Annotated in this window: 11 protein-coding genes; 7 read left to right on the forward strand and 4 right to left on the reverse strand. The window is 37.4% G+C overall.

The features are described from left to right. Positions 1-4: 4 nt before the first annotated feature. From LV704_RS11490 to miaB, 4 genes are read right to left on the reverse strand one after another with little or no spacing between them, the layout of a single operon-like run. Entirely contained in the window at positions 5-895 is an 891-nt protein-coding gene (locus LV704_RS11490) for a hypothetical protein (RefSeq protein WP_163419980.1), read from the reverse strand. Positions 896-900: 5 nt separating this feature from the next. Then, the gene (locus tag LV704_RS11495) at positions 901-1,446 is read right to left on the reverse strand and encodes an LptE family protein (protein ID WP_163419978.1); all 546 of its coding nucleotides are present in this window, start codon (positions 1,444-1,446) and stop codon (positions 901-903) included. A 3-nt stretch (positions 1,447-1,449) separates the two neighbouring features. Continuing rightward, complete coding sequence (locus LV704_RS11500; protein WP_163419977.1) at positions 1,450-2,721, reverse strand: sigma-54-dependent Fis family transcriptional regulator; 1,272 nt, start codon at positions 2,719-2,721, stop codon at positions 1,450-1,452. A 3-nt stretch (positions 2,722-2,724) separates the two neighbouring features. Next, positions 2,725-4,188, reverse strand: coding sequence for a tRNA (N6-isopentenyl adenosine(37)-C2)-methylthiotransferase MiaB (miaB, locus tag LV704_RS11505; RefSeq protein WP_233782028.1), 1,464 nt, complete (start codon positions 4,186-4,188; stop codon positions 2,725-2,727). A 130-nt stretch (positions 4,189-4,318) separates the two neighbouring features. Here miaB and LV704_RS11510 point away from each other — a divergent pair, with 130 nt between their 5' ends. The 7 genes from LV704_RS11510 (at position 4,319) to gldL (ending at position 12,742) form a co-directional block, all read left to right on the forward strand. Continuing rightward, the gene (locus tag LV704_RS11510; RefSeq protein WP_163419975.1) at positions 4,319-5,047 is read left to right on the forward strand and encodes a hypothetical protein; all 729 of its coding nucleotides are present in this window, start codon (positions 4,319-4,321) and stop codon (positions 5,045-5,047) included. Positions 5,048-5,127: 80 nt separating this feature from the next. Beyond that, complete coding sequence (locus LV704_RS11515) at positions 5,128-6,378, forward strand: LVIVD repeat-containing protein (RefSeq protein WP_163419973.1); 1,251 nt, start codon at positions 5,128-5,130, stop codon at positions 6,376-6,378. Position 6,379: 1 nt separating this feature from the next. After that, positions 6,380-6,637: a BPTI/Kunitz domain-containing protein gene (locus LV704_RS11520; protein ID WP_163419971.1), complete on the forward strand. Its 258-nt coding sequence runs from the start codon at positions 6,380-6,382 to the stop codon at positions 6,635-6,637. A gap of 231 nt (positions 6,638-6,868) precedes the next feature. Continuing rightward, positions 6,869-9,352, forward strand: coding sequence for a type I DNA topoisomerase (gene topA, locus LV704_RS11525; protein ID WP_163419969.1), 2,484 nt, complete (start codon positions 6,869-6,871; stop codon positions 9,350-9,352). A gap of 1 nt (position 9,353) precedes the next feature. Then, complete coding sequence (locus LV704_RS11530; protein WP_163419967.1) at positions 9,354-10,511, forward strand: formimidoylglutamase; 1,158 nt, start codon at positions 9,354-9,356, stop codon at positions 10,509-10,511. Positions 10,512-10,631: 120 nt separating this feature from the next. Further along, positions 10,632-12,011 carry a gliding motility lipoprotein GldK gene (gene gldK / locus LV704_RS11535; protein ID WP_163419965.1) on the forward strand — a complete coding sequence of 460 codons (1,380 nt, stop codon included), beginning with the start codon at positions 10,632-10,634 and terminating at the stop codon, positions 12,009-12,011. A gap of 80 nt (positions 12,012-12,091) precedes the next feature. Next, complete coding sequence (gene gldL, locus LV704_RS11540; protein ID WP_163419963.1) at positions 12,092-12,742, forward strand: gliding motility protein GldL; 651 nt, start codon at positions 12,092-12,094, stop codon at positions 12,740-12,742. Positions 12,743-12,759 lie beyond the last annotated feature (17 nt).

A 12,759-nucleotide genomic window follows, 5' to 3' on the forward strand; every position in this document is an offset into this window, starting at 1 on the left:
TATCTTATTCGTTTTCTTTCTGAAGCTTCTTCACCGCCCGAATTTGGTCTGCAAAGAAACCATTTTTTTCTGGATATTTCAAACTCAATATTTTAAAGGCTTGAATGGCTTTTTTATACTTTTTTTGTTCCAAATATACTTTGGCCAAAGTCTCGGTCATCAACTCATTTTTATCCATTTTTGTGGACTCCTTTATGTTGACTTTTGACTTTACATGTTCATTTGGAGTTATTTTTGGTTTATTCTCAATAAACTTGTCCAGCAGGTCGAATTTCTTCTTTTTTTCTAGCTCATCATTTACTGAATTGATGGTTTCTTCATCTGAATTTTTGGAAGCCAACTGTAGCCATTCTTTGAAAGAATGCTTCTCCTTTTTGGTGAAAGGAATAGGTTTTCCCAATTCCAAATTTGTCTCAGAGACAGGTTCTTCTACTTCCTTGATAGAAGATTCTTCAGGTTTTGTTTTTTTGTTTTTAAAAAGTGCAGGGTTTAATATCTGTTCTGCATCTTGAATGTTCTGGGGCAGTGCACTTTCTTCAGATTCTCCTAGTATGATTTCTGTATCTGGGTTGGGTTCAATCTCTTCAGATACTGCTTTTTTATCTTCAAGCTTAGTTGTTCTTCCTGCAATGGTATCCGCAATATTGTTTTGGATAAACTCTTTGGAGGTGACAAAATCAAAAAGGACATCTCTATCAGCAGTGTGGGCAGCCGTGACTTTTAGTGCATTGTTGTATTTATAACTGTCCAGATTTTTAAGCCCTTTCAAATGCAGTGCTCTGGCTGCCTGAAAATACGGGTATTCTTCAATAATATCTTCCAATGCCCGTGTTTGTTTTGGGGAAAGGATGGTATTAGATTTTTGAAGAATTTGTATGAAATCCGATACATTCATATTTACTACCAATTGCCTAAAGATGCATTAAAAATATCTTGAGTAATACGTTCAAAAATTTCTTCGTGTGCTGCACTTTGCACTGAATTTAAAGCAGCGGCGGCATCAAAATCAAAAAAGAACGAGAAGCGACGTTCAAAATCCGCATCCTCTTTTGTTGTGTTGAAGAATCTGACATTCACACTCATGGTAAGTCGGTTCTGTGCGGTCAGTTGATCTGCTGTTGCTGTCATGGGGGTAACTCTGTACTCCACAATTTCTCCTTCGTACAGCAAATCTCCGTTGCTACCTGTAAGGGACAAACTAGTAAGATTATTGATTAAATCCTGGAGGGCCAAGGTGAAATCCCGATCTAATCCAGGTTCAATTGTTGATCCTGGACTCTGATCCGCATAATTTTGGAAGAAATTCACTTGAAAGCTTTGAGCAGTGCCGATATCGGCTCCGGAAAAATTATAGGCTCCACAACCATAAAAACTAAGTGCTAAAGCAAAGAGTCCAATTGTTACACTACTTTTTTTTATCAAAATATTCAAATGCTTTAATCCCATAATCTATAAATCGTACTGCTTAATTTTTCTATATAATGTTCGTTCTGAAATCCCAAGTTCTGAAGCAGCGGCTTTTCGCTTACCGCGATTTCGCTCCAATGACTTCTTGATCAGTTCAATTTCCTTTTCCTGTAAAGATAAAGTTTCTTCCTCTTGGATCTCTTCGGCAAAATGATAACGGTCCTCTTGTGGTTGGGCAGCAGTCGAGGTTGTTTCAACAATTGGTTCTGGCAAGTGCAAAACTTCCGCTACATTGTTTTCTTGTGGCCGAGCTTCTTCATCCTTATTTCCATAAATTTTACGGATCAAAGTCTCATTTTCTTCCTGTACTTTTTCAGAATCATTGTTTTTTAATAACTCCAAAGTAAGTTTTTTAAGATCGTTAAGATCTCCCTTCATATCAAACAAGACTTTGTAAAGAATTTCCCGTTCATTGCTAAAATCTCCTTCTTTCTTTGTTTGGCCTATAACTGCTGGTAAATTGGTATTGCTAGAGTTGGGCAAATAGCCATTCAACGTTCCTGCAGTAATGGTCCTGTTTTTTTCGAGAACAGAAACCTGCTCTGCAATGTTTCGCAATTGCCTAATGTTTCCAGGCCATCTGTACTTTATTAGTAATTGTACTGCTTGCTCTTCCAACCGAATCGTTGGCATTTTGTATTTCTGACCAAAATCTGAAGCAAATTTCCTGAACAACAAATGAATATCTTCCTGACGTTCACGTAGTGGAGGAATATTAATTTCTACAGTACTTAATCTGTAGTATAGATCTTCCCTGAACTTTTCTTTTTCAATAGCCTCAAACATATTGATGTTAGTGGCCGCCACAATCCTGACATCGGTTTTTTGTACTTGTGAAGAACCAACTTTTAAGAACTCACCGTTTTCCAATACCCGAAGCAATCTCACTTGGGTTGTTAATGGTAATTCCCCAACTTCATCTAAAAAAATTGTTCCACCATCGGCTACTTCAAAATACCCACTTCGGGTTTGGGTAGCACCGGTAAATGCTCCTTTTTCATGTCCAAACAATTCACTGTCAATAGTTCCTTCTGGAATTGCACCACAGTTTACCGCAATATATTTGGCATGTTTACGGTGTGATAATGAATGTATGATTTTAGGAACAGCCTCTTTACCTACACCACTTTCTCCGGTTACCAAAACCGAAATATCCGTGGGAGCCACCTGTATAGCTTTTTCAATAGCACGATTTAACTTTATATCGTTGCCAATAAGCTCAAAACGTTGTTTTATGGATTGAACACCTTCCATATTTTAATTATTCTTTGAATATTCAACAGCTTCACCAATAAGTGTGGCTGAGGTACATTCGTTTATTTTTACGTGAACAAAATCGCCCACTTTATAATTTTCCTTTGGAAAGACCACAACCGTATTTTGTGAATTCCTTCCCATCCAATGATCATCTGATTTTTTTGAAACACCCTCAATAAGAATTTCTTCAGTTTTGCCTACATGCTGTTGCGTTCTATAGAAACTGTGTTTTCTTTGCATTTCGATGATTTCTTGCAGGCGTCTCTTTTTTATCTGTTCTGGAATATCATCATCCAGTTTTCTTTCAGCTAAAGTGCCCGGTCTTTCGGAATAAGCGAACATAAAACCAAAATCATATTTCACATATTCCATTAAACTTAGAGTGTCTTGGTGATCTTCTTCTGTTTCTGTAGGAAAACCAGCAATCATGTCTTGACTTATACCACAGTCGGGAATAATTTTTCGAATATTATCAATCAACTCAAAATACTCTTCTCTTGTGTGCAAGCGGTTCATCGCTTTTAAAACACGGTTACTTCCACTTTGAACGGGTAAATGGATAGAATTGCAGATGTTCTCATATTTTGCCATTGATTCAATGACATCCAAAGTCATATCCTGCGGATTTGAAGTGGAAAAACGAATCCTCATTTTGGGCTGTGCTTTTGCTACCTGCTCTAAAAGGTTGGCAAAATTTACAGAAGTGGCCTTTTGCATTTCCGTAGCTTTTTCAAAATCTTTTTTCATTCCTCCGCCGTACCAGAGATAGCTGTCTACATTTTGTCCTAAAAGGGTAATTTCTTTAAACCCTCTTTCCCAAAGATCATTAACTTCTTCTAGAATGGATTGTGGGTCGCGGCTTCGTTCACGACCGCGGGTAAACGGTACTACGCAGAATGTGCACATATTATCGCAACCACGGGTAATGGAAACTAAAGCGGTAACCCCATTGGAATTTAAACGAACGGGAGCAATATCACCATAGGTTTCATCTTTAGAGAGTATAACATTTACTGCGTTTCTGCCCTCATCAATTTCTTGGACAAGGTTGGGCAAATCTTTGTAGGCATCTGGTCCTACCACCATATCCACAATCTTTTCCTCTTCTAGAAACTTACTTTTTAAACGTTCTGCCATACAGCCCAATACCCCTACTTTCATTCTGGGATTGATTCTCTTGACTGCATTAAACTTTTCTAAACGTTTTCTAACGGTCAACTCAGCCTTCTCCCTAATGGAACATGTGTTGACCAAGACCAAATCCGCTTCCTCTAGTTTCTGTGTAGTATTAAACCCTTCTTTTGCTAAGATAGAAGCAACAATTTCACTATCGGAAAAATTCATGTGACAGCCGTAACTTTCTATATAAAGCTTTCTGCTGTTCTTTTCATTTTTCTCCAAAGTCAGGGAATTGCCTTGTTGGCTTTCATCAATAATCTTTTCTATGCCTGCGTTTTTGATCATTTCTCCTAGAATGGGCTGCAAAGATAATGCTTATTCCACTTTAGTGACAATTTGGCAGTAGTATTTAATACTATATTTATGAATTCTTTAGTTATTGTATGCTCAAAACAAAACAACAACTTAATCAATCATGAATTTGAGTGTCTTGTCCCAAAAAATCAGCGAAAGTAAATCTGTAGATTTTGGTAGTGTTTTTAACAATTCAATCGAGCTTTTTAAAAAAGTATGGTTACAAGGGTTTATAACCATCCTCTTAACTTTTGTGGCCATTGTTCCGTTTTACATTTTGCTTTATGCCCCCATGATTGCCTTTGGTATTGCGGATCCAGAGTCTTTTAATAATGAAGAAATGCCGCCAGTCGCAGTGATTCTTATGCTTTTGTTGATGCCAATAATTTATGTGGGAATCATGATGGTTGCGCTATGCTTAAATGCTGCGTTTTTGAGAATTTGTAAGTTGAAAGATTTGAATGAATTGGGTTCTGATGATTACTTTTTTTATCTCAAAAAGGAACATCTACAAAAAGCGGCTTTATTATCACTTTTAATGATTGGATTGGCTTTGTTGGGAATGTTGACCTGTGGATTGGGAATGTTTTATCTGATGGTCCCCATGTCTTTGTTCCCTGCGTTTTTTGCGTTTGACAAAGAGTTAACCGCAATGGAAATTTTAAAGGCAAGTTTTGCATTGGGCAATAAAAATTGGGGAGTCATTTTTGGTTTGATATTGGTGACAGGGCTATTTGCTCAACTTGGGGTACTGTTATGTTTTATAGGTGTTCTTTTTACCGCAATGTTGAGTAAGATTCCGGTGTATTTTATCTACAAGGATAGCATTGGGTTTTCTCCCAATTCTTAAATTTTCACAGAACTTGGCGCAACTTTGTTTAAGACTTACTATCTAAAGGGTGTTATTCTACCCAAAAAACTTAAACAATAATGAAAAAGAAAGTCTTATTAATTCTATCCTTGATCACACTGGTATTTGTATCGTGTGATAGCAATGATGATAATGACGGTTACGCAGATTATCAGGTAGCCAGGGCATTGGTCATGAGTAAAGCAGAATTTGCCAATAGCGTGGATATTATCGCACCACGCCCAATAGACGAATCTGGTAAAATTTATACCTATCAGGATTACATTTTTATTAATGATAAATATGAAGGTGTACATGTCATTGATAACAGTAATCCGCAGCAACCGAAAAAGATTTCATTCATTAAAATTCCTGGGAATGTAGATGTTTCTGTGAAGGATGATTTTTTGTTCGCAGATAGTTTGATGGATTTGGTTGTTTTGGATATATCGGACATCAACAATATACAACAGGTCAACAGACTGGAAAGTGTTCTCTACAACAATGTTTTCTTCCCTTTCGAAGCTGATATTGTGGAATATGAGGAATACAATTATGAAACTGAAATCCTAATAGGATGGGAAACGGTTACAGAGCGCAGGTTGATTGAAGAAGTTGAACAAACCAGAATCGATTTTTTCAATGATATTGCTGTAGCCGAATCAGCCAATGGAGGTGATACTGGACAAGGAGGTTCTTTGGCGCGATTTAAAATAGTAGATGAGTATTTGTATGCAGTGGACAGCCATAATATTAATATATTCAATATTTCTGATTTAGAGAACCCGGAAAGTTTAGAAGATGTTTACGCAGGGTTCGATATTGAAACCATCTTCAATAGAGGTAATCACCTGTTCTTGGGAAGTATGCGCGGTATGTACATATATGATATTTCATCACCAGCTACGCCAACATTTGTTTCGGAATTTCAACACGGTACGGCCTGCGATCCAGTTGTGGTAGATGGAGATTATGCTTATGTAACCCTTAGGGGTGGGAATGAATGTGGAGCTTTGGAAAGCGGTTTGTTCATTGTTGACATCTCCAATATAGAAGACCCAAAGTTGGCTGTTGATTATCCTATGGATGAGCCTTATGGGTTAGGTATAAAAGATGAAAAGCTATTTGTTTGTGATGGAAGCTCAGGCCTAAAAGTGTATGACAAGACGGACGTTGAGGATATAAAAATATTAAACCATTTTAAAGATATTGTTACGTTTGATGTTATTCCATTGGAAAGTCACTTAATAATGGTTGGGGACGAAGTCTTGTACCAATATGAATATTTGGATGATGAAATAAAACTCATAAGCCAAATAGGACTCAATTAACATGGGAGGCAATATATATAAAGGTATTCTCTGTATTGTGTTACTGGCAATACATCTAAGCTCCTGTTCTAATGATGATGACAATGAAATACCGGCGGCCTGTCGGCTAGGACCAGATCCAGGTGAATGTCTAGCTGCAATTCCCAGATACTATTTTGACAAAGAAGAGCAAAAATGTAAGGAGTTTACATGGGGAGGGTGTAATGGAGTAGTTCCTTTTGAAACAATGGAGGATTGTCTGGAATGTGAAAGAAATTAAATGCCATAGTATTGGATTTATAGAAAGGTGCTAAGACTAGACCTCACAATCAGAATAAACCTTTTAACTTAGATCATACGATATTGATAAACCTTGTAATTTTCTTAGACAAATCAAGTGTGAAGTTTATATGAAATATCCTGTTTTTAACAGGATATTTTTTTTAAATGTATTTTTCAAAAAATCTAAAATCGAAAAATTCATATACTTTTGTTACCCAAAACTAATTGCATGCCAAAGAATTTAGTTATTGTTGAGTCCCCAGCAAAAGCAAAAACCATAGAACGTTTTTTAGGAAAAGATTACCAAGTAGAATCAAGTTTTGGTCATATAGCGGATCTCCCATCCAAAGAGCTTGGTGTAGATGTAGAAAACGATTTTAAGCCAAAATATACTGTAGATAAGGAGAAGAAAGCCTTGGTCAAAAAATTAAAAGATTTGGCCAAAAAAGCAGATACTATATGGTTGGCCAGTGATGAGGACCGAGAAGGAGAGGCTATTTCTTGGCATTTGGCGGAAGAGTTGGGCTTAGAGAAAAGTAGAACTAAACGTATTGTTTTCAATTCCATTACTAAATCTGCAATCCAAAAAGCCATTGAAAACCCAAGAGAAATCAACTACAATTTAGTAAATGCGCAACAGGCAAGAAGAGTTTTAGATAGATTGGTGGGGTATGAGTTATCACCCGTACTTTGGAAAAAAATAAAACCAGGTCTTTCTGCAGGTAGAGTACAATCTGTAGCGGTAAGATTAATAGTAGAAAGGGAAAGGGAAATTGAGGCTTTTAAACCAGAAGCGTCCTTCAGAATAAAAGCAGAATTTAAAACATCCAATGGAAATGTTTTTGCCGCTAAACTGCATAAGACTTTTGCCACGAAAGAAGCAGCAGAAGCATTTTTAAAGCAGAACATTGGTTCGGATTTTTCAGTTGCCAATCTCGATAAAAAACCAGCAAAAAAATCCCCTGCAGCACCTTTTACGACATCAACCTTGCAACAAGAAGCTTCCAGAAAACTATATTTTTCGGTTGGTAGAACTATGCAGGTTGCACAACGCTTGTATGAGGCCGGCCTTATTACATATATGAGAACAGACAGTGTTAACCTTTCCAAAGAAGCATTGAATGCGGCCAAAGATGCAATCATTCAAAACTATGGGGAGTCTTATAGCAAGGTGAGAAGCTTTACAGGGAAATCCAAAGGTGCTCAAGAAGCACACGAAGCTGTCCGTCCTACTGATATGAAATTACAATCTCCGCAAATAGAACGTGATCAAGCAAAACTTTATGAACTTATATGGAAACGTACCTTGGCTTCACAGATGAGCGATGCAGAGTTGGAACGAACTAATGTGAAAATAAAAGCAAGTTCTCATTCGGAAGAATTTACTGCAAATGGAGAAGTGGTAAAGTTTGATGGTTTCCTTAAGGTGTATTTGGAAGGTACGGATGAAGAGGATAAAGCAGAAGAACAAGAAGGAATGTTGCCGGCAATGAGCGTTGGTGAAGCCTTGCAAAATAATTTTATTACAGCTACGGAACGTTTTTCAAGACCACCATACCGTTATACAGAAGCTTCCTTGGTCAAAAAGTTGGAGGAACTTGGTATAGGAAGACCATCAACATATGCCCCTACAATTTCTACCATACAGAACAGGGGTTATGCAGAGAAGGGAACGGTAGATGGAACAGAAAGAAATTATGTGCAGTTAGTTTTGGAATCTGGTCAATTTGCTGAAAAGAATTTATCGGAAATGGTAGGTTCTGACAAAGGGAAGTTGGTTCCCACAGATATTGGAATGATTGTGAATGACTTTTTGGTCAGTAATTTCACAACCATTCTTGATTACAATTTTACAGCCAAGGTTGAAGAGAATTTTGATGAAATTGCCTCTGGAGATGAAGATTGGCAAAAGATGATGAAAGATTTTTATAAAGATTTTCATCCCAAAGTTTTAGATGTTGAAGAAAATGCAGAACGAGCAAGTGGAGAACGTATACTAGGTACTGATCCAAAATCTGGAAGACAGGTGGCTGCAAGACTAGGACGTTTTGGCCCAATGGTGCAGATAGGGACAGTAGATGAAGAAGAAAAACCGCTCTTTGCAAGTTTGTTGCCTGAACAATCTATTACATCAATAACATTTGATGAGGCCATGGAGCTTTTTCAATTGCCAAGAAAGTTAGGAACATATGCAGGTGAAGAAGTTGAGGCCAGCGTAGGAAGATTTGGTCCTTATGTTAGGTTTGGCAAAAAATTTATATCCTTGGCACAAGGAGAAAGTGCTTTTGATGTAGATATGGAACGTGCCATAGAATTGATAAAAGAAAAAGAGAAAGCGGACGCTCCCATTGCTCATTACGAGGATAAAGAGGTTACCAAAGGTAAAGGTAGGTTTGGACCATTCATAAAATGGGATGGTATGTTTATCAACGTAAACAAGAAATACGATTTTGATAATCTTTCTCAAGCTGATATCATTGAACTCATTGAAGCAAAGAAAATAAAGGAGATTGAAAAGCTGATTCAAGAATGGCCAGAAGAGAAAATTCGAATTGAAAAAGCAAGATGGGGAAGGCATAATATTATAAAGGGAAAAATTAAGGTTGAGTTGTCTAAAGATGTAGATGCAACTAAAATTTCTTTAGAAGAAGCACAAGCCTTGTTAGAAAAGAAAGCACCTAAGAAAAAAACCAAAGCAAAGGCTAAGAAGTAGTATGGCATTCGATTTTTTGGTCCCTATTAAGGATAGGGTCCTAGCATTCTCAGAGTTATTGCCTCCACAGGCATTGGGTAAAAACATCTTCAAGCATACCGAGAAAAAAGGATTACCTGTTTTCGCAAATGCAACCGTAGCTATTTTTGGGGTTCTAGAATCCAGAAATGGATTTGAAAAGAAACCAGAGCGATTGAATATTGATGAAATACGTATTCAGTTGTACCGCCTAATGGCCGGTAATTGGAATTCCACCATACTGGATATTGGAGATATAGAGGAAGGGAATACGGTAGAGGACACCTATTTTGTGGTCAAAGAAATTGTAGCGGGCCTGTTGGAAGAAAATATTATACCTATTGTAATAGGTGCAACCCAAGACATTACATTTCCCACGTACAGAGCTTTTGATAATATAAGGGATATGGTCAATTTGGTATCCATAGATAGCCGTTTTGATTTTGGTGAAGATGAAGAACTCATTTCTTCTCATTCCTATATGAGTAAAATTATCACGGACAAACCCAATAACCTATTTAACTTTTCCAATATAGGTTACCAAAGTTATTTTAATGCTCAGGAAGAGATTGATTTAATGGAGCGCCTTTTCTTCGATGCTTATCGGTTGGGAGAAATAGCTGCTAATCTGGAATTGGCAGAACCGGTATTGAGAAGTTCTCATATTGTAAGTTTGGATTTACGTGCAATTCGCGCTAGCGAAATGGGTTCTTTTAAAAACTTTTCCCCCAATGGTTTTACCGGTAGGGAGATTTGTGCCATTGCAAGATATGCCGGTATTAGTGATAAAGTATCATTGTTTGGTATCTATGAAGGAGAGAATTCTCCACAGGCATTTCAAATGATAGCTCAAATTATTTGGTACTTCATAGAGGGTATTAGTTTTAGAATAAAAGAATTCCCAAGTTCCAAAAGTGAAGATTTTACAAAGTTCACAGTTCCTACAGATACAGAAGAACTGGTATTCTACAAGAGCCATGTAACAGAACGTTGGTGGGTAGAGGTTCCATCAATTTTACCCGAACATACTAAAACAAATTCGGCGGCGTTATTACCTTGCACCGAGGAAGACTATCTGGATGCTTGCAACCAGAAGATTCCGGAAAGGTGGTTCAAGGCCTATAGAAAGGGCTTTAACTAAACAAATTAAATTTTAAGCATTAATTGTTTTTACACAATAATTTATTCAAAAAACAGTTTTGAGAATAATGAATTTGTGTTATACAGTTTATAATCTTAAATCGAAAATTTAACCTAAAGTATGAGAAAGCTATTCTTTTCATCTCTAGCACTTGTTTTTTTACTTAGCAGTTGCGGTTCAAAATCAAAGTCAAAAGGTGAACTCGTTGGAGCCCAAGGAAAAAAGTGGTATCCAGAGAAACCCTACGGAATGGAACTGATTCCCCGCGGCTCCTTTGTAATGGGTAAAGCTGAAGAGGATCAGGCGAAAGTATTGAACGCTCCCACCAGAACAGTTACCGTACGTTCTTTTTACATGGACGATACGGAAATCACTAATAGTGAGTACCGACAGTTTGTGGAGTGGGTAAAAGATTCCATTACCAGAACCAAATTGGCCATTCTTGCCGATGAACTGGGCATTAGCCCAGAAGATGAAGGTATTGGAGAGTATGCTTTTAAAGATACTGACACGACCAGAATTTCAGTTTATGACAAATATATGCTCGATAACTATGCCGGTTTAGGTGAAACCGGTTATGAAGGAAGAGCATTAAATACCGATGTTGATTTGGTATGGGACACATCAGAATACCCAGATGAATATTATGCTGAGGTAATGGATTCATTGTACATTCCAGAAGAGGAAAGCTATAATGGACTAAGAACCATTGATGTAACCCAATTAAAATATAAGTACAATTGGATGGATATTGAAGCTGCTGCCCGTGCTAAAAGTGGTAGAAGAAAAGATTTCATCAAACAAGAGGAATTGGAAATTTATCCAGATACTACAGTTTGGATTCGTGATTTTGAATATTCCTATAATGAACCTATGCACAATGACTATTTTTGGCATGATGCTTACAGCGATTATCCTGTTGTTGGGGTAAACTGGCAACAAGCAAAAGCGTTTTGTTCCTGGAGAACAAAATTCAAAAACGATGACCAGAAAAGTCGTGGAAGACAATTTGTAAATCAATTTAGATTGCCTACCGAAGCCGAATGGGAATATGCCGCTAGAGGAGGTATTGAAGGAGGGACTTACCCTTGGGGTGGACCTTATGTTATAAGTGATACAGGTTGTTTTATGGCAAACTTTAAGCCTCAACGTGGAGATTATGCTGCAGATGCCGCATTGTACACTGTAGAAGCAAAGTCTTATGAGCCAAATGAATACAATCTTTACAATATGGCGGGTAACGTATCTGAGTGGACTAGCTCCAGTTTTGATCAAGGCGCCTATGAATATCTGTCTACGATGAACCCAAATATTGGTTCAGGACAGAATAAGAGAAAAGTAATCCGCGGTGGATCTTGGAAAGACGTTGCTTACTTCTTACAAGTAAGTACTAGAGACTATGAATACCAAGATTCAGCAAGAAGTTACATAGGTTTCCGAACTGTCCAAGATTATATGGGCGAAGAGGATTCTACAAAGGGGCAAGGGCTTCCAAACTAAATACAATAAATTAAACGAGAGAACATTATATAAACCAGTAACCAAATACTTATTTATATAACTTAATTAAAACTAGAATTATGGCACAGTCAAAATCAACAAAAAAGCTGTTTAACATGGCCTACGGGCTTGGAGCATCGGTAGTAATTATTGGTGCATTATTTAAAATCCTTCACTGGGAATTTGGACCACTGACCGGTGGATTACTTCTTGCAGTAGGACTTATTACTGAAGCATTAATTTTTGCTATTAGTGCATTTGAACCAGTAGACGATGAATACGATTGGTCTTTGGTGTATCCCGAATTGAACAACGGTCAGGCTAAAGGAAACAAGAATGACGCTAAGCAAGCTCAAGAAGCTGAAGGTCTTCTTTCTAGAAAACTTGACGATCTTTTAAAAGAGGCTAATATTGATTCTGAGCTTTTCACAAGTTTGGGCGATAGCATCAAGAATTTTGAAGGTGCAGCTAAAGGTATTGCTCCAACTACAGATGCTATTCAGCATACTAAAAAGTATTCTGAAGAATTGTCTCATGCTGCAGCTCAAATGGAATCTTTGAACAGCTTGTACAAAGTACAATTGGAAAGCGCAAGCAGACAGGCCTCTATTAATGAGGAAGTAGTACAAAATGCCGGTGCATTAAAAGATCAAATGGAATCTTTGGCAACTAACCTTTCTTCATTAAATGGAGTATATGGTGGTATGTTAACCGCTATGGCCAAAAACTAATTAGGGATTTGATTGAT

It is taken from the genome of Flagellimonas sp. CMM7 (genome assembly GCF_021390195.1).
Taxonomy (GTDB): Bacteria; Bacteroidota; Bacteroidia; order Flavobacteriales; family Flavobacteriaceae; genus Flagellimonas.

Bases quoted from the DNA above. Each gene is read 5' to 3' on its own strand.
- LV704_RS11495 (WP_163419978.1), bottom strand. From the start codon at position 1,446: ATGGGATTAAAGCATTTGAATATTTTGATAAAAAAAAGTAGTGTAACA.
- gldL (WP_163419963.1), top strand. From the start codon at position 12,092: ATGGCACAGTCAAAATCAACAAAAAAGCTGTTTAACATGGCCTACGGG.
- LV704_RS11515 (WP_163419973.1), top strand. From the start codon at position 5,128: ATGAAAAAGAAAGTCTTATTAATTCTATCCTTGATCACACTGGTATTT.
- LV704_RS11500 (WP_163419977.1), bottom strand. From the start codon at position 2,721: ATGGAAGGTGTTCAATCCATAAAACAACGTTTTGAGCTTATTGGCAAC.
- topA (WP_163419969.1), top strand. From the start codon at position 6,869: ATGCCAAAGAATTTAGTTATTGTTGAGTCCCCAGCAAAAGCAAAAACC.
- LV704_RS11510 (WP_163419975.1), top strand. From the start codon at position 4,319: ATGAATTTGAGTGTCTTGTCCCAAAAAATCAGCGAAAGTAAATCTGTA.
- LV704_RS11490 (WP_163419980.1), bottom strand. From the start codon at position 895: ATGAATGTATCGGATTTCATACAAATTCTTCAAAAATCTAATACCATC.
- LV704_RS11530 (WP_163419967.1), top strand. From the start codon at position 9,354: ATGGCATTCGATTTTTTGGTCCCTATTAAGGATAGGGTCCTAGCATTC.
- LV704_RS11520 (WP_163419971.1), top strand. From the start codon at position 6,380: ATGGGAGGCAATATATATAAAGGTATTCTCTGTATTGTGTTACTGGCA.
- gldK (WP_163419965.1), top strand. From the start codon at position 10,632: ATGAGAAAGCTATTCTTTTCATCTCTAGCACTTGTTTTTTTACTTAGC.
- miaB (WP_233782028.1), bottom strand. From the start codon at position 4,188: ATGATCAAAAACGCAGGCATAGAAAAGATTATTGATGAAAGCCAACAA.